The sequence below is a fragment of the Streptomyces sp. NPDC107538 genome (assembly GCF_055657445.1).
In genome coordinates this window covers 62,766-85,865 of the sequence record NZ_JBVKAY010000002.1, presented here as the reverse complement: position 1 = coordinate 85,865, position 23,100 = coordinate 62,766, and the positions used below count along the sequence as shown (strand labels likewise).

Annotated in this window: 22 protein-coding genes; 11 read left to right on the top strand and 11 right to left on the bottom strand. The window is 69.9% G+C overall.

Going from position 1 to position 23,100, the window contains the following annotated elements:
* The first annotated feature begins 12 nt into the window (after window positions 1–12).
* The 4 genes from ACZ7MG_RS06230 to ACZ7MG_RS06215 all read left to right on the top strand — a co-directional run bounded on the left by ACZ7MG_RS06230 (window position 13) and on the right by ACZ7MG_RS06215 (window position 3,473).
* Window positions 13–930: a F0F1 ATP synthase subunit gamma gene (locus ACZ7MG_RS06230; RefSeq protein WP_471395273.1), complete on the top strand. Its 918-nt coding sequence runs from the start codon at window positions 13–15 to the stop codon at window positions 928–930.
* Window positions 930–2,366, top strand: a complete 1,437-nt coding sequence (gene atpD / locus ACZ7MG_RS06225; protein ID WP_275456076.1) for a F0F1 ATP synthase subunit beta — start codon at window positions 930–932, stop codon at window positions 2,364–2,366. The genes ACZ7MG_RS06230 and atpD overlap by 1 nt, the downstream gene beginning before the upstream one ends.
* Window positions 2,367–2,496: 130 nt before the next feature.
* The gene (locus ACZ7MG_RS06220) at window positions 2,497–2,871 is read left to right on the top strand and encodes a F0F1 ATP synthase subunit epsilon (protein WP_086757555.1); all 375 of its coding nucleotides are present in this window, start codon (window positions 2,497–2,499) and stop codon (window positions 2,869–2,871) included.
* Between the two features lie 149 nt (window positions 2,872–3,020).
* Entirely contained in the window at window positions 3,021–3,473 is a 453-nt protein-coding gene (locus tag ACZ7MG_RS06215) for a DUF2550 domain-containing protein (RefSeq protein WP_383992426.1), read from the top strand.
* A gap of 16 nt (window positions 3,474–3,489) precedes the next feature.
* Here ACZ7MG_RS06215 and ACZ7MG_RS06210 read toward each other — a convergent pair whose 3' ends face one another.
* From ACZ7MG_RS06210 to ACZ7MG_RS06200, 3 genes are all read right to left on the bottom strand, one after another.
* Window positions 3,490–5,313 (bottom strand): glycosyl hydrolase family 18 protein, encoded by a 1,824-nt coding sequence (locus ACZ7MG_RS06210; RefSeq protein WP_471395274.1) that lies wholly within the window; start codon window positions 5,311–5,313, stop codon window positions 3,490–3,492.
* Between the two features lie 154 nt (window positions 5,314–5,467).
* Window positions 5,468–6,109, bottom strand: a complete 642-nt coding sequence (locus tag ACZ7MG_RS06205) for a response regulator (protein ID WP_471395275.1) — start codon at window positions 6,107–6,109, stop codon at window positions 5,468–5,470.
* Entirely contained in the window at window positions 6,106–7,353 is a 1,248-nt protein-coding gene (locus tag ACZ7MG_RS06200; protein ID WP_471395276.1) for a sensor histidine kinase, read from the bottom strand. Before ACZ7MG_RS06200 ends, ACZ7MG_RS06205 begins: the two co-directional genes overlap by 4 nt.
* 153 nt (window positions 7,354–7,506) lie before the next feature.
* On the opposite strand from ACZ7MG_RS06200, the gene ACZ7MG_RS06195 reads away from it, so the two are divergent.
* On the top strand, window positions 7,507–8,079 hold the full coding sequence (locus tag ACZ7MG_RS06195; RefSeq protein ID WP_471395277.1) for a hypothetical protein: 573 nt from the start codon (window positions 7,507–7,509) through the stop codon (window positions 8,077–8,079).
* A gap of 33 nt (window positions 8,080–8,112) precedes the next feature.
* Here the strand turns inward: ACZ7MG_RS06195 and ACZ7MG_RS06190 are convergent, their stop codons facing one another.
* The gene (locus ACZ7MG_RS06190; RefSeq protein ID WP_471395278.1) at window positions 8,113–8,685 is read right to left on the bottom strand and encodes a cob(I)yrinic acid a,c-diamide adenosyltransferase; all 573 of its coding nucleotides are present in this window, start codon (window positions 8,683–8,685) and stop codon (window positions 8,113–8,115) included.
* A gap of 121 nt (window positions 8,686–8,806) precedes the next feature.
* Between ACZ7MG_RS06190 and ACZ7MG_RS06185 the strand changes: the two genes are divergently transcribed.
* The 4 genes from ACZ7MG_RS06185 (at window position 8,807) to ACZ7MG_RS06170 (ending at window position 14,395) form a co-directional block, all read left to right on the top strand.
* Window positions 8,807–10,081, top strand: coding sequence for an RNA-guided endonuclease InsQ/TnpB family protein (locus ACZ7MG_RS06185; RefSeq protein ID WP_471395279.1), 1,275 nt, complete (start codon window positions 8,807–8,809; stop codon window positions 10,079–10,081).
* Window positions 10,082–10,200: 119 nt separating this feature from the next.
* On the top strand, window positions 10,201–11,049 hold the full coding sequence (locus tag ACZ7MG_RS06180) for a 3-hydroxyacyl-CoA dehydrogenase family protein (RefSeq protein WP_471395280.1): 849 nt from the start codon (window positions 10,201–10,203) through the stop codon (window positions 11,047–11,049).
* Window positions 11,050–11,246: 197 nt separating this feature from the next.
* Window positions 11,247–11,570, top strand: coding sequence for an STAS domain-containing protein (locus tag ACZ7MG_RS06175; RefSeq protein ID WP_033526497.1), 324 nt, complete (start codon window positions 11,247–11,249; stop codon window positions 11,568–11,570).
* A gap of 296 nt (window positions 11,571–11,866) precedes the next feature.
* The gene (locus ACZ7MG_RS06170) at window positions 11,867–14,395 is read left to right on the top strand and encodes an ATP-binding protein (protein WP_471395281.1); all 2,529 of its coding nucleotides are present in this window, start codon (window positions 11,867–11,869) and stop codon (window positions 14,393–14,395) included.
* A gap of 38 nt (window positions 14,396–14,433) precedes the next feature.
* On the opposite strand, the gene nucS is transcribed toward ACZ7MG_RS06170, so the two are convergent.
* Entirely contained in the window at window positions 14,434–15,114 is a 681-nt protein-coding gene (nucS, locus tag ACZ7MG_RS06165; RefSeq protein ID WP_471395282.1) for an endonuclease NucS, read from the bottom strand.
* Window positions 15,115–15,442: 328 nt separating this feature from the next.
* Here nucS and ACZ7MG_RS06160 point away from each other — a divergent pair, with 328 nt between their 5' ends.
* Entirely contained in the window at window positions 15,443–15,835 is a 393-nt protein-coding gene (locus ACZ7MG_RS06160) for an SCO5389 family protein (RefSeq protein WP_086760468.1), read from the top strand.
* Window positions 15,836–15,924: 89 nt separating this feature from the next.
* On the opposite strand, the gene ACZ7MG_RS06155 is transcribed toward ACZ7MG_RS06160, so the two are convergent.
* Window positions 15,925–16,953 (bottom strand): LLM class flavin-dependent oxidoreductase, encoded by a 1,029-nt coding sequence (locus ACZ7MG_RS06155; RefSeq protein WP_471395283.1) that lies wholly within the window; start codon window positions 16,951–16,953, stop codon window positions 15,925–15,927.
* Window positions 16,954–17,174: 221 nt separating this feature from the next.
* Here ACZ7MG_RS06155 and ACZ7MG_RS06150 point away from each other — a divergent pair, with 221 nt between their 5' ends.
* The gene (locus ACZ7MG_RS06150) at window positions 17,175–17,525 is read left to right on the top strand and encodes an ATP/GTP-binding protein (protein WP_471395284.1); all 351 of its coding nucleotides are present in this window, start codon (window positions 17,175–17,177) and stop codon (window positions 17,523–17,525) included.
* 52 nt (window positions 17,526–17,577) lie between these two features.
* Here ACZ7MG_RS06150 and ACZ7MG_RS06145 read toward each other — a convergent pair whose 3' ends face one another.
* From ACZ7MG_RS06145 to ACZ7MG_RS06125, 5 genes are all read right to left on the bottom strand, one after another.
* Entirely contained in the window at window positions 17,578–18,447 is an 870-nt protein-coding gene (locus tag ACZ7MG_RS06145; RefSeq protein WP_471395285.1) for an ABC transporter permease, read from the bottom strand.
* Window positions 18,444–19,706 carry an ABC transporter ATP-binding protein gene (locus tag ACZ7MG_RS06140; protein WP_471395286.1) on the bottom strand — a complete coding sequence of 421 codons (1,263 nt, stop codon included), beginning with the start codon at window positions 19,704–19,706 and terminating at the stop codon, window positions 18,444–18,446. Before ACZ7MG_RS06140 ends, ACZ7MG_RS06145 begins: the two co-directional genes overlap by 4 nt.
* A 207-nt stretch (window positions 19,707–19,913) precedes the next feature.
* The gene (locus ACZ7MG_RS06135; protein ID WP_471395287.1) at window positions 19,914–20,684 is read right to left on the bottom strand and encodes an ABC transporter permease; all 771 of its coding nucleotides are present in this window, start codon (window positions 20,682–20,684) and stop codon (window positions 19,914–19,916) included.
* A gap of 2 nt (window positions 20,685–20,686) precedes the next feature.
* Window positions 20,687–21,667 (bottom strand): ABC transporter ATP-binding protein, encoded by a 981-nt coding sequence (locus tag ACZ7MG_RS06130; protein WP_471395288.1) that lies wholly within the window; start codon window positions 21,665–21,667, stop codon window positions 20,687–20,689.
* 237 nt (window positions 21,668–21,904) lie between these two features.
* Window positions 21,905–22,843 carry a coiled-coil domain-containing protein gene (locus ACZ7MG_RS06125; protein WP_013000631.1) on the bottom strand — a complete coding sequence of 313 codons (939 nt, stop codon included), beginning with the start codon at window positions 22,841–22,843 and terminating at the stop codon, window positions 21,905–21,907.
* Between the last annotated feature and the right edge of the window lie 257 nt (window positions 22,844–23,100).

Below are 23,100 nucleotides of genomic sequence, written 5' to 3'. Positions count from 1 at the left end.
GGGACCTGACTCATGGGAGCCCAGCTCCGGGTCTACAAGCGTCGCATCCGATCCGTCACCGCGACCAAGAAGATCACCAAGGCGATGGAGATGATCGCCGCCTCGCGTGTCGTCAAGGCGCAGCGCAAGGTGGCGGCCTCCACGCCGTACGCGACCGAGCTCACCCGCGCGGTCACGGCGGTCGGTACCGGTTCGAACACCAAGCACCCGCTGACCACGGAGGCGGAGACGGCGACCCGTTCCGCGGTGCTGCTCCTCACGAGCGACCGCGGACTGGCCGGCGCCTTCAACTCCAACGCCATCAAGGTCGCCGAGCAGTTGACGGCGCGCCTTGAGGCGGAGGGCAAGGAGGTCGACACGTACATCGTCGGCCGCCGCGGTCTGGCCCACTACAACTTCCGCGAGCGCAAGGTCGTGGAGTCGTGGTCGGGCTTCACCGACGAGCCCAGCTACGCGGACGCCAAGAAGGTCGCCGCTCCGCTGATCGAGGCCATCGAGAAGGACACGGCGGCCGGCGGGGTGGACGAACTCCACATCGTCTTCACCGAGTTCGTCTCGATGATGACGCAGACGGCGCTCGACGACCGGCTGCTGCCGCTCAGCCTCGACGAGGTGGCGGCCGAGGCCGCGCCGAAGGGCGAGATCCTTCCGCTGTACGACTTCGAGCCGTCGGCGGAGGACGTCCTCGACGCCCTGCTGCCGCGCTATGTCGAGAGCCGTATCTACAACGCGATGCTCCAGTCGGCCGCTTCCAAGCACGCCGCCACCCGCCGCGCGATGAAGTCGGCCACCGACAACGCGGGCGAGCTGATCAACACGCTCTCCCGCCTTGCCAACGCGGCCCGCCAGGCCGAAATCACCCAGGAAATCAGCGAGATCGTCGGTGGCTCCGCAGCCCTCGCCGACGCGAACGCGGGGAGTGACAGGTAATGACGACGACAGTTGAGACGGCCGCTGCCACGGGCCGCGTCGCCCGGGTCATCGGCCCGGTCGTCGACGTGGAATTCCCCGTCGACGCCATGCCCGACATCTACAACGCCCTTCACGTCGAGGTGGCCGACCCGGCCGAGGACGGCGCGAAGAAGACGCTGACCCTGGAGGTCGCCCAGCACCTGGGTGACGGCCTGGTCCGCACCATCTCCATGCAGCCCACCGACGGCCTGGTCCGCCAGGCCCCGGTCACCGACACCGGCGCCTCCATCACGGTGCCGGTCGGCGACTTCACCAAGGGCAAGGTGTTCAACACCCTCGGTGAGGTGCTGAACACCGACGAGAAGTACTCGGGCGAGCGCTGGGGCATCCACCGCAAGGCCCCGAACTTCGACGAGCTCGAGTCGAAGACCGAGATGTTCGAGACCGGCGTCAAGGTCATCGACCTTCTCACCCCGTACGTCAAGGGTGGAAAGATCGGTCTGTTCGGTGGTGCCGGCGTCGGCAAGACGGTGCTCATCCAGGAGATGATCTACCGCGTCGCCAACAACCACGACGGTGTCTCCGTGTTCGCCGGTGTCGGTGAGCGCACCCGTGAGGGCAACGACCTCATCGAGGAGATGGCCGACTCGGGCGTCATCGACAAGACCGCCCTGGTCTTCGGTCAGATGGACGAGCCCCCGGGCACCCGTCTGCGCGTGGCCCTCGCCGGTCTGACCATGGCGGAGTACTTCCGCGATGTGCAGAAGCAGGACGTGCTGTTCTTCATCGACAACATCTTCCGCTTCACCCAGGCCGGTTCCGAGGTGTCGACCCTGCTCGGCCGTATGCCCTCCGCGGTGGGCTACCAGCCGAACCTGGCCGACGAGATGGGTCTCCTCCAGGAGCGCATCACCTCGACCCGTGGTCACTCGATCACCTCGATGCAGGCGATCTACGTCCCCGCGGACGACCTGACCGACCCGGCCCCGGCCACCACCTTCGCCCACCTCGACGCGACGACGGTTCTCTCCCGTCCGATCTCCGAGAAGGGCATCTACCCGGCCGTGGACCCGCTGGACTCCACGTCCCGCATCCTGGACCCCCGCTACATCGCGGCGGACCACTACAACACCGCGATGCGCGTCAAGACGGTCCTGCAGAAGTACAAGGACCTCCAGGACATCATCGCGATCCTCGGTATCGACGAGCTGGGCGAGGAGGACAAGCTCACCGTCCACCGTGCCCGTCGCGTCGAGCGCTTCCTGTCCCAGAACACCCACGTCGCCAAGCAGTTCACCGGCGTCGACGGGTCGGACGTCCCGCTGGACGAGTCGATCACCGCGTTCAACGCGATCATCGACGGCGAGTACGACCACTTCCCCGAGCAGGCCTTCTTCCTGTGCGGTGGTATCGAGGACCTGAAGAAGAACGCGAAGGAGCTCGGCGTCAGCTGACGCCCGGCGACTTGTGAACAGTGAGGGGCGAGGCCACACCTCATGGGGTGCGTCCCGCCCCTCTCTGTACTCCCTCTAGAATTGACCCAACACCCGGCCGAGGCGCCGGGTGGTGACCCGAGGAGCCACCTTGGCTGCTGAGCTGCACGTCGCGCTGGTCGCGGCCGACCGAGAGGTCTGGTCCGGCCAGGCCACCCTGGTCGTCGCCCGTACCACGTCCGGCGACATCGGCGTCATGCCCGGTCACCAGCCGCTGCTCGGTGTGCTGGAGTCGGGCCCGGTGACCATCCGTACCAGTGACGGCGGCACGGTCGTCGTCGCTGTGCACGGCGGTTTCATCTCGTTCGCGGACAACAAGCTGTCCCTGCTGGCCGAGGTCGCCGAGCTGGCCGACGAGATCGACGTCCAGGGCGCGGAGCGAGAGCTGGAGCGTGCGAAGGCGGAGGGCGACGCCGCCGCCGAGCGCCGCGCGGATGTACGACTGCGTACGGCGGGTGCGCGCTGAGCGCGTACGCCGTGTGATGCTGTACCTCAGCCGCGGCTGGGTCTGGATGTCCTCATCCCGACCCAGCCGCGGCTGAGGCAAATAGGGGTGTTTTTTACCTTTCATTACCTAGCAGTTCCGTTACCCAGGAGACGAGGAGGTCGGTGTCGATGGTCCTCGCTCTGACTGTGTGCGGGTCGGTGATCGCGCTCGTGGTGGTGGGGCTCTTCGTCTTCGGACTGCGCCGACGGCTGATCCAGCGCTCCGGCGGCACCTTCGACTGCAGCCTGCGCTGGGAGGCCCCGGAGAAACCCGGCAGCGACGAGAACGGCAAGGGCTGGGGGTACGGGGTCGCCCGCTACAACGGCGACCGTATCGAGTGGTACCGCGTCTTCTCGTACTCGATCCGCCCCCGCCGGGTCCTGGAGCGCTCGGCGATCGAGGTGGCCGGGCGCCGCACCCCCGAGGGCGAGGAGGAGCTGGCGCTGCTCTCCGACGCCGTGATCCTCGCGTGTCTGCACCGCGGGACCCGGCTGGAACTGGCGATGAGCGAGGACGCGCTGACCGGTTTCCTTGCCTGGCTGGAGGCAGCCCCGCCCGGTCAGCGCGTCAATGTCGCCTAGTCGTTCCTGGTAGTGGCTACTTCAGCCCGTTGCTGATCGCGTTCACCAGCTCTCCGTTGCCGGTGTCGCCGCTGAACTCCCAGAAGAAGGCGCCGCCGAGGCCCTGGTTCTTGGCCCAGGTCATCTTTCCGGCGATGGTGGCCGGGGTGTCGTAGCTCCACCAGTTGGCGCCGCAGTGCGCGTAGGCCGTGCCCGCGACGGTGCCGGTGGCCGGGCAGGAGTTCTTGAGCACCTTGTAGTCCTCGATGCCCGCCTCGTAGGTGCCGGTGGCCGCGCCGGTCGCCGTGCCGCCGGGGGCGGACCGGGTGACGCCGGTCCAGCCGCGGCCGTAGAAACCGATGCCGAGCAGCAGCTTCGAGGACGGGACGCCCTTCGCCTTCAGCTTGGCGATCGCGTCGGCCGAGTTGAAGCCGGCGGTCGGGATGCCGGAGTACGAGGTCAGCGGGGAGTGCGGAGCGGTCGGGCCGGTGGTCGCCCAGGCGCCGAAGTAGTCGTACGTCATCACGTTGTACCAGTTCAGCGAGGCCGCGGCGCCGCCGTAGTCGGCCGCGTCGATCTTGCCGCCGGAGGAGCCGTCGGCGGTGATCGCAGCGGTGACCAGGTAGTTCGAGCCGAACTCGGTGCGCAGGGCGGACATCAGGTTCTTGAAGGCCGCCGGTCCGCTGGTGTCACACGTTAGACCGCAGGCGTTCGGGTACTCCCAGTCGATGTCGATGCCGTCGAAGACGTCGGCCCAGCGCGGGTCCTCCACGACGGCCTTGCAGGACTTGGCGAACGCGGCCGGGTTCTGCGCGGCCTGGCCGAAGCCGCCGGAGTAGGTCCAGCCGCCGAAGGAGTACAGCACCTTGATGTGCGGGTACTTGGCCTTGAGCTGGCGGAGCTGGTTGAAGTTGCCGCGCAGCGGCTGGTCCCAGGTGTCGGCGGTGCCGCTGACGGACTGGTCGGCGGTGTACGCCTTGTCGGTGGCGGCGTAGGCGTCGTCCAGCACGCACTGGCCGTTCTTGACGTTGCCGAAGGCGTAGTTGATGTGGGTGATCTTGGCCGCGGAGCCCGAGGAGACCAGGTTCTTCACGTGGTAGTTGCGGCCGTAGACGCCCCACTCGGTGAAGTAGCCCAGGTTGATCTTCGCGCCGGGGTTCGGGTCGGTTCCGCCGCCGGTGGTCCGGACGGAGGCCGCGCCGCTCACCGGGCCGGTCTGGTCGGCGGTGTCGCGGGCCTGGACGGTGTACGAGTAGTCGGTGCCGGCGGTCAGGCCGGTGTCGGTGTAGGTGGTGCCGGTTACGGTGGCGACCTTGGTGCCGCCGCGCAGGACGTCGTAGTTCTTGACGCCCTTGTCGTCGGTGGCCGCCGACCAGCTGAGCTTCACCGAGGTGTCGGTGACGGCCGAGGTGGTCGGGGTGCCGGGGGCGGAGGGGGCCGCGTCACCCGGGACGGACGGGCCGCCGTCACAACTGCCGCCGTTCAGCTTGCAGTTCGAAGGGGAGCCTGAGCCGCTCCCGTTGAAACCGAAGGAGACGGAGGCGCCGGGGGCGAGGGTGCCGTTCCAGGACTTGTTCTTGGCGGTCCAGTGGGTGCCGGAGGAGGTGACGTCCGCGTCCCAGGCGGAGGTGACGGAGGTGCCGGAGGGGAAGTCCCACTCGACGGTCCAGGAGCTGATGGTGGTCGTCCCGGTGTTCTTGACGGTCCACTTGCCTTCGAAGCCGGAGCCCCAGTCCTGGGGTTTGGCGTAGGTGGCGGTCGCCGAGGTGGCCGCTTGGGCGGGGGTGGCGAGACCGACCAGTCCGGCCAGGGGGAGGAGAAGGGTGGCGAGACCCGCTATGGCGCGTTGCCTGAAGCGCATGTGCGCCTCCTTGTGGGGTGTCTTGTGCTGCGAATGAGCATGAGCATGAGCATGACGTGGCGCAGTGCGGCTGAGAATAGAAAGGTCTGGACCATAGGTCAATGGGTCTGGACCAGTGTGCTCATGCGGGACACCCCGGGTGGGGCGGCTGCGGTCAGGCCCCCAACTCCTGGGCCAGGACGGCCGCTTGCACCCGGCTCCGGAGATCGAGCTTCCCCAGCAGTCGGCTGACGTGCGTCTTCACCGTCGCCTCGGCCATGTCCAGCCGCCCGGCGATCTCCGCGTTCGACAGTCCCTCGCCCAGACAGGAGAGGACCTCCCGCTCCCGCCGGGTCAGGGAGTCGAGGACCGCCGGGTCGACGGTGGGCTCGCGTACGGGCTTGGCGGCGAACTCGGCGATCAGCCGCCGGGTGACCGCCGGGGCGATCAGACCCTCGCCGCGCCCCACCGCCCGTACCGCCTCGATCAGGTCCCTCGCCTCCGTGTTCTTCAGCAGGAAACCGGCGGCACCGGCCCGCAGCGCCCCGAACACATACTCGTCGAGGTCGAAGGTGGTCAGCACGAGGACGTCGGCCAGCCCCTCGGTGACGACCTGACGGGTCGCCGACACCCCGTCCAGACGCGGCATCTGTACGTCCATCAGCACCAGGTCGGGCCGCAGCTCCCGGGCGAGCGCCACCGCCCGCTCCCCGTCCGCCGCCTCACCGACCACCTCGATGTCCGGCGCGCTGCGCAGGATGAGCACCAGCCCGGCCCGTACGGCGGACTGGTCCTCGGCGACGAGGACACGGATCATGCGGGGTCTCCTTCGGTGACGGGGAGGGTGACGCGGACCCTCCAGATCTTGCCGCGCCCCGAGCCGTCGGGGCCTGTGCTCTCGGGGCCCGCGCCCTGGGGTCCCGCGCTCTCGGGTCCCGCGCTCTCGGGGCCCGCCTCGAACGTGCCGCCGAGCAGGGCGACCCGCTCCCGCATCCCGACCAGACCGGCGCCGGAACCGGGCGCGCTCGGGTGGTCGCGGTCGCCGTACGGGCTGGTCACGGTGATGCCGAGCGAGCCGTTCGTCTGCCGCAGCGCGACGGTGACCCGGCCGGGGCAGGCGTGTTTGAGGGCGTTGGTCAGCGACTCCTGGACGATCCGGTAGGCCGCCATTTCGACGGGCGCCGGGAGGGTGTCGCCGTGGTCGGTGTCGAGGGTGACGTCGAGGCCGTTGGTGCGGGCGGTGTCCACGAGCGCGCCGAGCCCGTCGAGGGTGGGCGCGGCGGCCGGCTCGGTGTCGTCGTGCGAGTCCCGCAGGATGCCGATCAGCCGGCGCATCTCGGCGAGCCCCTCGACGCTGTTCTCCCGGATGACCCCGAGGGCCTCCTTGGAGGTGTCCGGGTCGTCGAGGGAGAGCGCGGCCGTGGAGTGGATCGCGATCGCCGAGAGGTGGTTGGCGACCATGTCGTGCAACTCCCGTGCCATCCGGGCGCGTTCGGACACGACGGCCTGGGCGCGGTCCATCTCCGCGAGCAGGGTGGTCTGCTCGGCGCGCAGCCGGGCGGCCTCGGCGGCGTCGCGGTGGTTGCGGACGATCCAGCCGGTGGCGGCGGGCATCAGCGAGACCAGCCCGACGACCAGCCCGATCAGCAGGGCGTCCGGCTTCCGGAAGGCCCAGAGGGGCACCACCGTGAAGGCCACCGTGACCAGTCCGGCGATCCAGGGGATCCGGCGGGCCGTGGCGGCCGGGCCGTACAGCACGGCCGCGTACACCAGGTCGGTGAACATCAGCACCGTGAGCAGACTGCCCCGGGTCATGGTCTCCAGGGTCAGGGCCGCCCATCCGACCAGCAGGGCCGTGCGCGGCATGGTGCTGCGCAGCGCCTCGCAGCCGGCGGTCACGACCAGCGGCGGCAGCACCCACCAGTAGCCCTCGAACACCACGATCCCGTCGTGGGCCGTGCGCGTGGTGAGGCCCAGGCCCCACAGCAGCAGACCGCCGAGGAGACCGGCGACGGCGATGGACACGTCGATGCGGGGCGGGCGGGGGAGTCGTACGGCCATGCCCTCCATCCAACACGGGACGGGACCCCGCCGCCTGATGCCCGGGAACGGTCCTGGACTGCATCGTTCGATGTACCGCGACTTCGTCACCGCCGACGACGACTCCGGCGCCGGGGCCCGGGAGCCTGGAAGCGTGACCGAAAGGAGTGCGTCGTGATCGTCGCGTTGATCATCGCCTGTGAGGTCGGCTTCTGGGTGCTGCTGGCGCTGGCCCTGGCCGTCCGCTACCTACTGAACAAGCGCCGGGCCAGTGTCGTCCTGCTGCTCTGCGAGCCCGTACTCGAACTGGTGCTGTTCGTCGTGACCGCGATCGACCTGAAGAACGGCGCCGAGCCCAGCTGGGAGCACGGCGTGGCGGCGCTCTACATCGGCTTCACCGTGGGGTACGGCCACTACCTGATCAAATGGCTGGACGGCCACGCGGCCCACCGCCTGGCCGGCGGACCCAAGCCGCAGGGCCCACCGAAGTACGGCCTGGCCCGCGCCCGCCACGAGGGGAAGCTCTGGACCCGGACGCTGGTGGCGACCGGGGTGGCACTGGCCCTGCTCCAGCTGGCCGTCTGGTACGTGGGCGCCGACGGGAACGTCGACTCGCTGAGGTCGTTCCAGTGGACCGCGCTACGGATCGCGGGCATCCACGGCCTGATCGCCCTCACGTACACGATCTGGCCGAAGAAGGCGCCGGAGCCGGAGAAGGCCCCGGCACCCGAGAAGGTGTCCCGCTGATCGCAGGGACCGGGGGAGCGCTGGGCGAGCGGGTCAGCGCTCCCCGCCCGGCACCCACAGCACGTCCCCGACCTCCTTGTTCGCCGTCCTCGCGAGGATGAACAGGAGGTCGGAGAGGCGGTTGAGGTAGGTCGCGGTGAGCGGGTTCATGGTGTCGCCGTGGACCTCCAGCGCCGCCCAGGTGGAGCGCTCGGCCCGCCGTACGACCGTGCAGGCCTGGTGCAGCAGGGCCGCGCCGGGGGTGCCGCCGGGCAGGATGAAGGAGCGCAGCTTCTCCAGCCGCTCGTTGAAGCGGTCGCAGTCCGCCTCCAGCTTGTCGACGTAGAACTGCTCGACCCTGAGCGGCGGGAACTCGGGCTTCTCGACGACGGGCGTGGAGAGGTCGGCCCCGACATCGAACAGGTCGTTCTGCACCCGCACGAGCACCTTGACGATCTCCTCGTCCAGCCCGCCCAGTGCGATCGCGGTGCCGAGCACCGCGTTGGCCTCGTTGGCGTCCGCGTACGCCGAGATCCGCGGATCGGTCTTGGCCACCCGGCTCATGTCCCCGAGGTGGGTGGTGCCCTTGTCGCCGGTCCTGGTGTAGATGCGCGTCAGATTGACCATGGCGCCAATGTAGACGGTTCATTGCTGTGCATTTGTTCTTGCATCGCACCCGCGTCCTGGAGCTGGGTGGTGTCGTTGTGCAAATGACGATCGGCTGGTGTCCAGCGGAAGGGGTGGGGTCGTGCTGGTCGGCAGGAAATACCGGCTCACACTCACGCCTGGGCAAGCCGAACAGGCCGAGGAGTACGGGAGTATCTGCAGGGCGGTCTGGAACATCGGGCTCGAGCAGCGCAGGGAGTATCGGCGCCGGGGTGTGAGCATCGGGTATGTGCAACAAGCTCGTGAGATGGCCGAGGCCAAGGCGGAACACCCATGGCTGAGAACCGCGCCGTCGCACATTCTTCAGCAAACCCTGCGTGACCTGGACACGGCATGCCGAACGCACGGCACCTACGGAGTGCGCTGGAAGTCCAAGCACCGATGGCAGCCTTCGTTCCGATTTCCGGATCCGAGGCATCTCTCCGTGGAGCGACTGGGACGCAAGCGGGGCCGGGCGCACGTGCCGAAGCTCGGCTGGGTGGCTTTCCGCTGGTCCCGCCCGCTAGGTGGTGCGGTGAAGTCGGCCACTGTGTCCCGTGACGGCAAACATTGGTACATCAGCTTCCTTGTGGAGACCGGGGTGCCGGAGCCCAAGGTCTCGTTGGAACGCGGCAGGATCGGAGTGGATCGAGGGGTGGTCATCATGGCCGCTACGAGTGACGGCCGTTTCTTCGACCGTGCCTTCATGACCCCTGGCGAGGCTGAACGCTATCGGAGGCTCCAACGCCAGTTCGCCCGTACGAGGAGAGGATCCGAGCGACGCAAGGCCTGCCGGGTGAAGATGAGGGCCATGATGAGCAGGCTCCGCGAACGCCGGCGGGACTTCCACGCGCAGACGGCTCGGCGGATCGTCAACGGCAATGCCCTCGTGGTGGTGGAAGACCTCAACATCACGAGCATGACGTCCACCGCTAGGGGAACGGTGACCGAGCCCGGGAGCCGCGTACGCCAGAAGGCGGGGTTGAACCGTGCCATCCTGGAAAAGGGTTGGCATGCCTTCGAGTTGGCAGTGCGGAGTCGTGCCCGGCACAAAGGGACCACCGTACGTACCGTGAACCCGGCCTACACCTCACTGACGTGTTTCGCCTGCGGGCACGTGCACCCGGACAACCGCGAGAGCCAAGCGAAGTTCGTGTGCATGGCCTGTGGTCATCGCGAACACGCCGATACAGTAGGCGCGAAAAACACACTGGCCCGCGGGCATGCGGGTCACAGGACGTGGAGACCTCGGCGTAAGCCGGTCTGTGAAGCGTCAACCAGCGTGAACCCGCAAGGTATTAGCGCGCCATCCTCGGAGGATGGAATCCTGCGGCTCCGGCTGCCGGGAGGATCGCCAAGTCCGTCAGTTGAGACGTGACCACTGTCTCAGGCCTTGAGACGTGACACGCATTACTTCCGGGTCACATGCCCCCTCACGAGCGCTAGTGTCCGCCGGAGAGGCCAGACATCAACAGCGTGTACCAGGGGAGTCGCACAGTGGCACGGAAGCTCGCCGTCATCGGAGCCGGACTCATGGGGTCCGGTATCGCCCAGGTGTCCGCGCAGGCGGGCTGGGACGTCGTCCTGCGCGATGTCACCGACGAGGCGCTGAACCGTGGCATCGGCGGCATCGAGGCGTCGTACGACAAGTTCGTCAGCAAGGGCAAGTTGGCGGCCGGGGACGCCGAGGCGGCGCTGGGCCGGATCACCGCCACCACCGATCTCGACGCGGCGGCCGACGCGGACATCGTCGTCGAGGCGGTGTTCGAGAAGCTCGAAGTGAAGCACGAGATCTTCCGGGCCCTCGACAAGGTCGTCCGCGAGGACACCGTGCTCGCCTCGAACACCTCCGCCATCCCGATCACCAAGATCGCGGCGGCCACCGAGCGGCCCGAGCGCGTCGTCGGCGTCCACTTCTTCTCACCGGTGCCGATGATGCAGCTGTGCGAACTGGTCCGCGGCTACAAGACGAGTGACGAGACGCTCACCGCCGCACGGGAGTTCGCCGAGTCGGTCGGCAAGACCTGCATCGTCGTCAACCGCGATGTCGCCGGCTTCGTGACGACCCGTCTCATCTCCGCCCTCGTCGTCGAGGCGGCGAAGCTGTACGAGTCGGGCGTCGCCACCGCCGAGGACATCGACCTCGCCTGCAAGCTGGGCTTCGGCCATGCGATGGGACCGCTGGCCACGGCCGACCTGACGGGCGTCGACATCCTGCTGCACGCCACGAGCAACATCTACACCGAGTCCCAGGACGAGAAGTTCGCCCCTCCGGAGCTGATGCGCCGGATGGTGGACGCCGGTGACATCGGACGCAAGAGCGGGCAGGGCTTCTACACCTACTGACGCGGACCCGGCGGACGCCGGCGCACGCTTCACGGGCGGCCCTTCCCACGCATGTGAACGCATGAGCCTCTCCGACCTCACCCCTTGAGGTGAATTCGGTATCGGTTCGCTCACAGACGGCAACCTGTCGGTGTCAAACACCGTCAGACGTTGCATCACACATCACGGAGTACGAGACGCACTCACGGGGAGCGCTTATGTACATCAGGGGCGACCACGCCGAGCTGGTCGTCGGGGGCCGCCTCGACGTACGCAGCGCGGCGGACGCCCGTACGGTCCTGCACTCGGCCGTCGACGACGGAGCCGGCGACCTGGTGCTCGACCTGTCAGAGCTGGACTCCTGGGACGCCACCGGACTCGGGGTGATCATGGGAGCCCACCGGCGGGCGGGACGGTGCGGACGGCGGCTGGTGCTGCGCGATGTGCCACCGCAGATGCAGCGGCTGCTCGTGGCCACCCGGCTGCACCGGATCCTGGCGATCGAGGGCGGTATCGGTCTGGAGTCGTTGCCCAGAGTGTGAACGCGTGTACGGGCCCGTACGTATGGGTCTGTGTGTGCGGGCCACCCTGGGGAACCGTCGGCGACCACCTGGGGACCATGGGGGCGAAACGCACCACACGGCCAATCCTCACGAGACTGTGACGTCTCGGACGGCGCGGGACCCCGGACTGTCGGAGATACTGTGCGAAGGTTTAGGGTTCGGCTGCCCGCTGCCAGCTACCCTCACGCGGGTTCCGGACCAGAAGCGACAGCGCGGTGTGCGACACGGCCGGGAGGGGCTCCAGCACACGAGACGCTTTTGGGGGGCTAGAACCGATGGACCCGAACACCCGGGGACCCGAAGAGTACGGCCAGGACGACGGACAGGCGCCGAACAAGCGGTCAGCACGTGATGCGCTGACGCAGGACTTCGACCGGCACGCCCCGGCACTCGCCCGCACCGTCCAGCTTGTCTCCGGCGACTTCCTGCTCACCGTCAACCCCGTCGACGGCAGCGAGATCGAGACCTGCCCACCGGGCGAACTGCCTGGTCAGCCCATGAAGCACCTGCCCTCCGAGCGCGCCGCGATCGACCGCGCCGCCCGGCCGCCGGTGCCCCCGGGCCCCTCGCTGCCCCGGCTGCCCCTGCTCCACCGCACCGACGAGAGAGAGCGGCTCGTACGGCTCCTCGCCCGCGGCCGCTCGGTCCGCCTCAGCGGAGCCGCCGGTTCCGGACGTACCGCCCTCCTCGACGCCGTCGCCGAGGACTGCGCGGATCTGGCACCCGACGGTGTCGTCCGGCTGAGCGGTTTCCGGCGCACGGTCGACGACCTGTTGTACGAACTGTTCGCAGCCGTGTACAGCACATCCCTGTTCCGGCCCGGCCGGCAGCAGATGCTCGACATCGTCCGGGACATCGGCGCGGTCGTGGTCCTGGACGACCTGGAGTTCGGCGGCATCGCGCTCGACGAACTGCTCGACGCGACCCCCGAGTGCGCCTTCCTGATCGGAGCCACCCCCGACGTCCCCCTGCCGTCCCCCGACGCTCCCCTGGAGGAGGTCGTGCTCGGCGGCTTCGACCGGGCCGGCAGCGAACAGCTCCTGGAACGGGCCGTCGGGCGGGTGCTCACCGAGGACGAGTCGAACTGGGCCGGTGACCTCTGGTTCGAGTCCGAGGGACTGCCGCTGCGCTTCACCCAGGCCGGGGCCCTGCTCCGGCAGCGGGACCGGCAGCGGGCCGGCGCGGACGCCGTCGACGAGTTCGGAGTCTTCCAGGACGCGCCGCCCGTCGACGCCCCCTTCGACCCGCCCGCGGACGCCGTCCCCGACGAGCACGCCATACCCCTGCCCTCGCTCGCCGAGGGCGCCGCGCCCGCCGCGCTGCTCGCGTCCCGGCTGAGCCCCTCGGCCCGCGAGACCCTCCGGTTCGCCGTCGCGCTCGGCGGTGAGGTCCCGCACCAGGCGCATCTGCCCGCCCTCGTCGGCGACACCCACGCCGACGCGGCCCTCGGCGAGCTGGTCGGCTGCGCCCTGGTGACACCTGTCGGCGCCCGCTACCGGCTCGCCGCCGGGGTACGGACCCAGCTGGTGGCCGCCGGGTACGCCGACGACGCCGAGACCCGCGCCCACACCGCCGCCCAGCACTACGCCTGGTGGGCCGGGCACCCCTCGGTCACCCCCGAGCGGGTCGCGGCCGAGGCGGACGCCGTCCTGGCCGCCCTCACCGCGCTGGTGCCCGTCACGGCACCGGTCGGCGAGGACGAGGAGAGCGCCGCGGTGGTGCTGGCCCGGCAGGCGGCGCCCGCGTTCGCGGCGGGGCTGCGCTGGAGCGCCTGGGAGCGGGCGCTGCGGGCCGGCGCGGAGGCGGCCGGGCTCGCCGGGGAGACCGGCGAGCAGGCCTACTTCCACCATGAGCTGGGCGTCCTCGCGCTCTGCTGCGGGCAGCTGGAGCGGGCCCGGGCCGAGCTGGAGGCCTCCATCGGGCTGCGCAACGTCCTAGCCGACAAGCGCGGCACCGTCGCCGGCCGCCGGGCCCTCGCCCTGGTCGCCGACCGCTCCGGGGCGACGCCGCCCGGCGGGCGTACGGCGGCGGGGGAGGAGGTCCCGGACGCCCGGCACGAGGAGTCCGCGTCCCCGCCCGGCGGTGTCCCGTCCGCGTACTCGTCGACGGGCTTCGGCGGGGCGGGCGCGTCTGCGGAGAACGGTGAGACGACGCTGGTCGGTTACCGGCCGGGGGCCGGTGCGCCCGCGCACAAGGCCGGTGGTCTCAAGGGCGTCATCGGCAGTGCCCGGCGCAATCTGGTGGCCGTGGGAGCGGGTGCGCTGCTCGCCGCGGTCTTCGGCACGGTCGTCACCCTCGGCGCGACCTCCGACGGCAACGGGGGCGCCCCGGCGGACAAGGTCGGCGTCAACCCCTCCGCGAGCGAGGGCGTCGACGACGGCGGCCTCGTCGCCGACCGCCCCAAGGCAGGCGACGACGACAACACCCCGGGCACCGTCCCCGAACCGACCGACCCGGGCCCCGACGGCACCTACGGCACATCGGACGACCCGACGCCTACGGACTCGGCGGGGCCTTCGGAGAACCCGACCGGCACGGAGGGCCCGACGGGCAAGCCGTCGCCGACCCCGACGAAGACCTCACCCAAGCCGACGCCGTCCGACGACCCGTCCACGGACCCCACCGGCGAGCCGACCGACGACCCGACCGGCGAGCCCACGGACGACCCGACGGGTGAGCCGACGGACGACCCCACCGGGGAGCCGACGGACGACCCGACGAACCCGACCGACCCGGGCACCACGAACACCGCCGGCGCGCCCACCGCCAGCCAGCCCGCCGAGTCCAGCAGCACGGTGGCCTGACGCGGAAAACAGGGGGCGGGCGGCGCGGCCGTACGGCCCTAGAACAGGCGGAGCTTGTCGTCCTCGATGCCGCGCATCGCGTTGTAGTCGAGGACGGTGCAGCCGATGCCGCGGTCCGTGGCGAGGACGCGGGCCTGGGGCTTGATCTCCTGGGCGGCGAAGATGCCGCGGACCGGCGCGAGGTGCGGGTCGCGGTTCAACAGCTCCAGGTAGCGCGTGAGTTGCTCGACCCCGTCGATCTCCCCGCGCCGCTTGATCTCGACCGCGACGGTCGCGCCCTCGGCGTCCCGGCACAGGATGTCGACGGGCCCGATGGCGGTCATGTACTCGCGGCGGATGAGCGTGTAGCCCTCGCCGAGGGTCTCGATGCGGTCGGCCAGCAGCTCCTGGAGGTGCGCCTCCACGCCGTCCTTGATCAGGCCGGGGTCGACACCGAGTTCGTGCGAGGAGTCGTGGAGGACCTCCTCCATCGTGATGATGAGCTTCTCGCCCGCCTTGTTGATGACGGTCCAGACGCCCGCAGTGCCCTCGGAGTCTCCCGTCTCTTCCTTCAGCGTGCAGGGCGGCGACATCCAGTTGAGGGGCTTGTAGGCCCGGTCGTCCGCGTGGATCGAGACGCTGCCGTCCGCCTTCACCAGGATCAGACGGGGAGCCGAGGGGAGATGGGCGGTGAGCCGGCCCGCGTAGTCGACGGAGCAGCGGGCAATGACGAGACGCATGGTCGGCAACGCTACTCGACGCCGACGTGTGCGCGCGATTCGACCTCGGTCGCCGTCGCCGCCGCCGTCGCCCTGCGTCACCCCCTCCCGCCCCTCCCGTGGCGCTCCGTCGTCCCCCCGGCATGTGCCGCTGTCAACTCTTGTTCGGCATTGGCTGATTGTGTGCGTCACGCGCCCTGTCGGTGCGCGCAATCTCCTGGTGCGGTCACGTTCGGTTGCATACCGTAGAAACTGGAGGTCGCGAAGCGTGCACTCTGCGTGTTCGCCGACCCGATCTCCGACCTTGTCCGTCAACCCCTGTTGTTGTGGGGGTGCGAGAGGAGAACCCATGTCGCTCGACGTCTCACCGGCCCTACTCGAACAGGCCGAGCGAGGCGAGGTCGACGAAGCCGCCTTCGTCGACTGCGTCCGTACCTCCCTGCCCTTCGCGTGGGAGATGATCAGCTCCTTGGTGGCCCAGCTGAAGGTCGACGGCGGCGAGTTCGCCGACAACCAGACGCCGCCGCCGGACGAGCAGGCACGCGGACAACTGCTGCGCGCGCTCGCCAGCGACGCGATTCGCGGCGCGCTGCAGCGGCACTTCGGTGTACGGCTGGCCTTCCAGAACTGCCACCGGGTGGCGGTGTTCCCACTGGACCCGTCCGTGGACGACAGGCTGGCCCGCTTCACCTCGATCCGCGGCCAACTCCTCAACCAGTCCCCGGAACTCCGGGACTGCTGAGGCCATGACGCGGCACGGCTTGCCGCTCCGACCGCGGGAGGTGCATCAGTAATCGGGGCGGCAAGCTCCCCGGCACGACACGGCGTGGCTCAGCCGAGGTGAGGCAGCACCTCGGCACCGAGTCGCCGTACGTTCTCCTCCGTCGCCGCCAGATCGCCGGAGCCCTCGACGAGCAGGGCGAAGCGGGAGATGCCGGTCCGCTCGCTGGTGGCCGCGAGCCGGTCGGCGCACAGTCGGGGCGTCCCCACCGGGTGCAGTCCGCAGAGCAGTTCGGTGTACGCCAGCGGGTCCCGCATGGCGCGGGCGCGGCCGTCGACGGTCACATGGGCGTCGAGGCCCTGCTTCAGCCAGCCCGGCATCGCCTTGGTGAGCGCCTCCACGGCGTCGGTGCGCCGGTCCGCGATCTGGCAGACCCCGGCCGACACATGGGCCGCGCCGGCGATCTCCTCCGGCGAACGGCCCGCCGCCCGGGCGCACTTGCGCCACAGCGCGACCATCTCGGCCTTCTCCTCGTCTCCGACGTGCATCCCGAGCAGCATCGACAGCCCGCGCTCGGCGGCCAGCCGCACGCTCGCCGGGGAGGTGCAGGCGACCACGACCTCGGGGCCGGGCGTCTCGTCCAGGTCCTCCGCTGGCCGGGGGACGACGGGGACCTCACGGAAGCTGAATCGTTCCCCCGACGCCGACACCGAGGGCTCGCGCAGCCAGCGCACCAGCAGATCGAGTGATTCCGGGAACCCCTTCTCGTACGCGTCGAGTCCGGTGCCGAAGACCTCCAGATCGACCCACGGGCCACCGCGCCCGACCCCCAGCGAGAAGCGTCCGCCGGAGGTCACATGGAGCAGGGCGGCCTGTTCGCCCAGGGCCACGGGATGGACCGTCGGCAGCACGCTGACCGCGGTGCCGACCCGGATGCGCCGGGTGCGTCCCAGCAGTAACGCGGCGAGGGTGATCGCCGACGGGCAGGTGCCGTACGGCACGAAATGGTGCTCGGCCAGCCAGACCGCGTCCAGACCGGACTCGTCGGCCACTTCCGCCGTCCGTACCGCCCGGTGGAGCGCCTCCCCCTGGCCCTGGCCGGGGAACTGGGCGCCCAGTACAAATGTTCCTACGTGCATCGCTCTTCCTGCTTCCTCGGCTCCGACTCGGGAGCTCCCCCACCGGCATAACCGCCTGACACGTGCCGAAGTCACGGCCTGGCGGCGAGATTTGCCGATTGTCTGCAGAATGCGCCGGGCGGGGGGCGATCTGAGCGGATTGGTGAGGTACGCGTACCCCCACCGAGCCCGCGTAGGCTGGACACCAACCCTGCTCCCTGTATAGCCCCGTGAGGTGTCCCGTGTCCCCGCGTCGCAACCGCCCCAAGGACTCTGCCTCGTCGGGCCAGTCGGGTTCGGCAGGCCGCAGTGCGGAGGAGGACCGGTCGGACCGGTACGGCGGCTGGCAGACCAGCGAGCCCTGGCAGGGCGAGGAGTGGAGCGTGCGGCATGTGGCGGGCGCGAGCGCGGCGGGCAAGACCTACCGCTGCCCCGGCTGCGACCAGATGATCGCCTCCGGGGTGCCGCATGTCGTCGCCTGGCCCGAGCACTCGGGCGTCGACGAGCGCCGGCACTGGCACAAGGCCTGCTGGAACGCGAAGGACCGCCGCACCTCTCGGGTGCAGCGGTCCCGTAACGCGCCGAGGTTCTGAACCCGGCGGCTCTCGCGCTCATTTGGCTCTCGCGCCTACTCGCTCCTCGCGCTCACACGTCCCGCTGCTCCAGCAGCGCGTACGCGCCGACGAACGCCGCCGCCACCAGGCCGAGCATGATCCACAGTGGCTCCCAGCCGGACGGGCCGGACTGGCTGAGCTCCGAGCCGTAGAAGACGCTGAGCTGGCTCGGGATCGAGTACTCCAGCAGGAATTCCTGGACCTCCCTGAGCGACTCCGAGAACATGAAGATCGCGATGACCAGCGGGGCGAGGAAGACACCGAGCATGATGGTGATCGCGCCGGCGGAGTGCCGGATCAGTGAGCCCATCAGCAGCGACAGCAGCCCGAAGAGCGCGAGGTACAGGCTCACGCCCACCGTGGCCTTGAGCCACTCGTCGGCGTCCGGGCTCGCGGCGCCGTTGCCCTCCAGGATCGCGACCTGGGCGAAGCCCACGAACGCGGTGGTGACCAGGGTGACCGTGAAGGTGAGCGCGAAGAACACGATCGCCTTCGCGAGCAGCACCCGGCCGCGGCTCGGGCACGCGGTCATCGTGGTCCGGATCATGCCCGTGCCGTACTCGGAGGCGGTGGTCAGCACCCCGAGCGTGATGACGCAGACGCTGCCGATCATCAGACCGAACAGGCCCAGCACCAGCGGTGACTCGCCCTCCAGGCTCATGTCCGTGGAGGCGCCGATCAGGGCGAAGAGCAGACCGAGGCCGACCACCAGGGCGACGAAGACGCCCAGCGTCCACATCGTCGACCGGACCGACTTGATCTTCGTCCACTCGGAGCTGATGGCGTGCCCGAGATGGGTGCGCACCACCGGGATCGGCGAGGTGTACGAAGTGCCCGGCGCCGCCTGCCAGTTGGGGGCGGGCGGCTGCTGCTGGGCGACGGGCGGCTGGGGCGTGCTCATCGGGCGTCCTCGGACTTCGTCAGGTCGGCGGCGGGCGCGGGTGCCGCGGGAGCGGGGGAGGAGGCCGGCGCGGCGGCGGGCTGCGCGGGGGCCTGGGGCGCCGGGGGCGCGGTCTGGGCGTACGGGTTCGGCTCGGGCTGCGCGGGCGCCGGAGCCCCGTACGGACCGGCGGGCGGGACCGGCTGGCCCTGCGGGACCGGCTGGCCCTGTGGCGCGTACGGCTGGCCGCCGGGCTGCTGCGGGGCGGGCGGGGCGTACCAGCCCGGCTGGCCCTGGCCGGGCACCGGCATCGGCGGCTGCGCGCCGGGCGGCAGCGGCTGCTGGAGACCGGCCTTCTGGTCGGCCGTGGAGCGGTAGTCGACGGCGTTCTGCGTCATCCGCATGTACGCCTCCTCCAGCGAGGCCTGGTGCGGCGACAGCTCCCACAGCCGTACGTCGGCGCCGTGCGCGAGGTCGCTGATCCGGGGGAGCGGGAGCCCCATGACACGCAGTGCCCCGTCCTGCTCGGGCAGCACCTGGCCGCCCGCCTCGGTCAGCGCGGCCGACAGCTTCTCGCGCTGCTGCGGCTCGCTGTCCGGGGTCCTTACGCGCGCGAAGTCGGCGGAGTTCGCCGAGATGAAGTCCTTGATGCTCATGTCGGAGAGCAGCTGCCCGCGCCCGATCACGATGAGGTGGTCGGCGGTCAGCGCCATCTCGCTCATCAGGTGCGAGGAGACGAAGACCGTACGGCCCTCGGCGGCCAGCGCCTTCATCAGGTTGCGCACCCAGAGGATGCCCTCGGGGTCGAGGCCGTTGACCGGCTCGTCGAAGAGCAGCACCTGCGGGTCGCCGAGCAGGGCGGCGGCGATGCCGAGCCGCTGGCCCATGCCGAGCGAGAAGCCCTTGGAGCGCTTCCTGGCCACGTCCTGGAGGCCGACGACGCCCAGCACCTCGTCCACCCGGCGGGCCGGGATGCCCGACAGCTGCGCCAGCGACAGCAGATGGTTCCGGGCGTGCCGGCCGCCGTGCACCGCCTTGGCGTCGAGCAGCGCGCCGACCTGCCGGGCCGCGTTCGGCAGCCTGCGGTACGGATAGCCGCCGATCGTCACCTGCCCGGAGGTGGGGTTGTCCAGGCCGAGGATCATGCGCATCGTCGTCGACTTGCCCGAGCCGTTGGGCCCGAGGAAGCCGGTGACGGCCCCCGGCCGCACCTGGAAGGAAAGGTTGTACACGGCCGTCTTGGCGCCGTAGCGCTTCGTCAGGCCGACTGCCTCGATCATGCTCCGCAACCCATCGAACGGTTCGGGACGTCCCTGGACGTCCGCCGACGTCGGGGCGCACGCCCCCGTAAGGATTAGGAGCTTAGCCGGGCGTTGACGGTTCCGGCCAAGAGGAAGTAAAACCACGCAGGTCACCGCGGGATCGGCTTGGCATGTACGTCATCGCTGGTCAGGTGGCTGATCGAGGGTCGAGGCCGTCCGGCACGGTCACGCGTCCCGCCTCTTCAGCATCAGATATCCGCCGAGCAGGGCCGCCGCCACCCACAGCGCCATGATGGCGAGGCCGCCCCAGGGACCGTACGGGGTGTCGTCGTCGATTGGGGTGACGACCTGCATGATCCTGCTGCCGGCCTGGTCGGGGAGATAGCGGCCGACCTTCTCGGTGGCGCTCACGTTGCCCAGGATGTTGGAGATCAGGAAGAAGAACGGCATCAGGATGCCGAGCGACAGCATCGGGCTGCGCAGCATCGCCGCGACGCCCATCGAGAACATCGCGATGAGGGTCATGTAGAGCCCGCCGCCGAAGACCGCGCGCAGCACGCCCGGGTCGCCGATCTCGGCCCGGTGCGAGCCGAGCATTGCCTGCCCGAGGAAGAACGCCACGAAGCTGGTCGCGAGCCCCACCACGAAGGCGAGGGCGGTGGCCACCACGATCTTGCTGAAGAGGAACGTGCCCCGCTGCGGGACCGCGGCCAGCGAGGTCCGGATCATGCCGGTGCTGTACTCGTTCGACACCACCAGCACCCCGAACACGATCATCGCCAGCTGGCCGAGGGTCATGCCCGCGAAGCTGATGAACGTCGGGTCGAAGGAGAGCCGGTCGTCGCGGCTCAGGTTGTCGAACTCGTGCTTCGACAGCAGGGAGATCAGCACGCCGAGCGCGATCGTGACGATCCCGGCCAGGGACAGCGTCCACACCGTGGACGCCACCGACCGGATCTTGGTCCACTCCGAGCGGACGACCTGGGTGGCGGCCATGGTCAGCCCTCCCGCTTCCAGCCGGCGCCCCAGTCGGGGGCGGGGACAGGGGCCGGTGCCGGGCTCGTCGGCGGGGTGCCGTCGTGGGCGTGGTACTCCACCGACTCGGCCGTCAGCCGCATGAACGCCTCCTCCAGCGAGGCCTGTTGGGGGCTCAGCTCGTGCAGCACGACCTGCCGCCGGGCCGCCAGCTCACCGATCAGCTCCGGCTTACCGCCGTCCACCTCCAGCGCCCCGTCGCCCGCCGCCACGACCATCACCCCGGCCGCGTGCAGCGCGTCGAGCAGTTGCTCGCGCTGTGGGGTGCGGATCCGTACGTACGACCGGGAGTTCTGCCGGATGAACTCGGCCATCGAGGTGTCGGCGAGCAGCCTGCCCTGGCCGATGACGACGAGGTGTTCGGCGGTCAGGGCCATCTCGCTCATCAGGTGGGACGAGACGAAGACGGTACGGCCCTGCGCGGCGAGGGACTTCATCAGGTTGCGGATCCAGTGGATGCCCTCGGGGTCGAGGCCGTTGACCGGTTCGTCGAACATCAGGATGCGGGGGTCGCCGAGCAGCGCGCCGGCGATGCCGAGCCGCTGGCCCATCCCTAGCGAGAATCCCTTGGCCTTCTTCCGGGCGACCGAGGTCAGGCCGACCGTGTCCAGCACCTCGTGCACGCGGGTTCTGGGGATGCCGTTGCTCTGCGCGAGGCACAGGAGGTGGTTGAAGGCGCTGCGGCCGCCGTGCATGGCCTTGGCGTCCAGGAGGGCGCCGATGTAGGTGAGCGGGTCCCGCAGGCCGTCGTAGTGCGTGCCGTCGATCCGTACGTCGCCCGCGGTCGGGCGGTCCAGCCCCAGGATCATCCGCATCGTCGTCGACTTCCCGGCCCCGTTGGGCCCCAGAAAGCCGGTCACCATCCCGGGCCGCACGGCGAACGTCAGATTGTTCACCGCCACCTTCTCGCCGTACCGCTTGGTCAGCCCGTCCAGCTCGATCATGCGGCCACGCTAGAACGGCCTCGGGCGCCCTGCCACCGGAGCACTTGTGACCACACCCCAGCCCTCCAGGGGCGCGAGGAACTGCGCGAACAACCACGTACGGCGGCCGGTCGCGCCACCAGGGAAGCCCCCGAGCTACTAGGCGGAGGGGAACCGCACACCAAAGGCCCGCGCCCTCCGGAGGGGAGACGCGGGCCCGTAGGTGCCTCTTCCGGCTGTTGCCGTCAGGTGAGCGAGTTACCGGGACTGCTGGGCCGGGACGCCGCGGGAGATCGGCTCGTCGTCGGTGACCGGCGTGCCGGCCGCGGCGACGGCCGCACCCGTGAGGGTCGCCAGCATCTCGCGCACGTTGGTGAGCTGCGCGTTGATCGAGTCGCGGCGGTTGGTGAGCGCCGCCAGCTCCCGCTCGGATTCCGAACGGATCCGGTCCGCCTTGGCGTTCGCGTCCGCGACGATGTCCTCGGCCTGACGCTGCGCGGTCTCCACCGTCTGGCGGGCGCGGCGCTCGGCGTCGGTGCGCAGCTTCTCCGCCTCCAGCCGCAGCTGCTCCGCGCGGTGCTCGATCTCCGCGAGACGCTTCTCGGCCTTCTGCTGACGCGACGCCAGGTCCCGCTCGGACTGCTCGCGACGCTTGGCGAGGTTCGTCTCGAAGTCGGCGGCGGCCTGCGCGGCCTTCGCACGGGTCTCCTCGAAGAGGGCGTCCGCCTCCTCGCGCTTGGACTGCGCGTCCTTCTGCGCCTCGGCACGCAGCTGCGACGCGTCGCTCTTGGCCTTCTCGACGATCCGGACGCCCTCGTCCTCGGCCTTGGCCTTGCGCTCCGCCGAGAACGACTCGGCGTCGTTGCGCACCTGCTGGGCCGCGGACTCGGCCAGCTCACGGTGCTGCTCGGCGGCGCGCCGGGCCTCCTCGCGCAGGTCCTTCGCCTCCTCCTCGGCGAGGCGGAGGATCTTCTCGACGCGCGCGCCGAGACCCGCGTACGACGGCTCGGCGTCGGTCACGGCGGCCTGGGCGTTCTGCGTTTCGAGGTGGAGCTCCTCGATGCGCTTTTCCAGAGCGGTGATGCGGGCGAGAGCGGAGTCACGGTCGGAGACGAGCTTGGAGATACGTTCGTCCACCTGAGCGCGGTCGTATCCACGCCGCACAAGCTCGAAGCCGTAGGGGGAAGTGTCGCTCATGGGGTTCCTGTCGAATGAGACCGGTGAGGTGATAGGTGGAATCCTAGGGGGCGAAGCGGCGTGTCATCGAGCAGATGCACGTTTGATCTGGAGAATGACACCCCTTTTGAGTGGCCGACCATCGGAATACTTGCCAGAAACTTTGCGTAAAGGCCCTGGAAGCACGGACGGCACAGATGGCAAGCACAGAACGAGCACAAAAACGAGCACAAAATGATGTCCGTAGCGCCGGGGCGGCGCGGGAAGATACCCGCAAC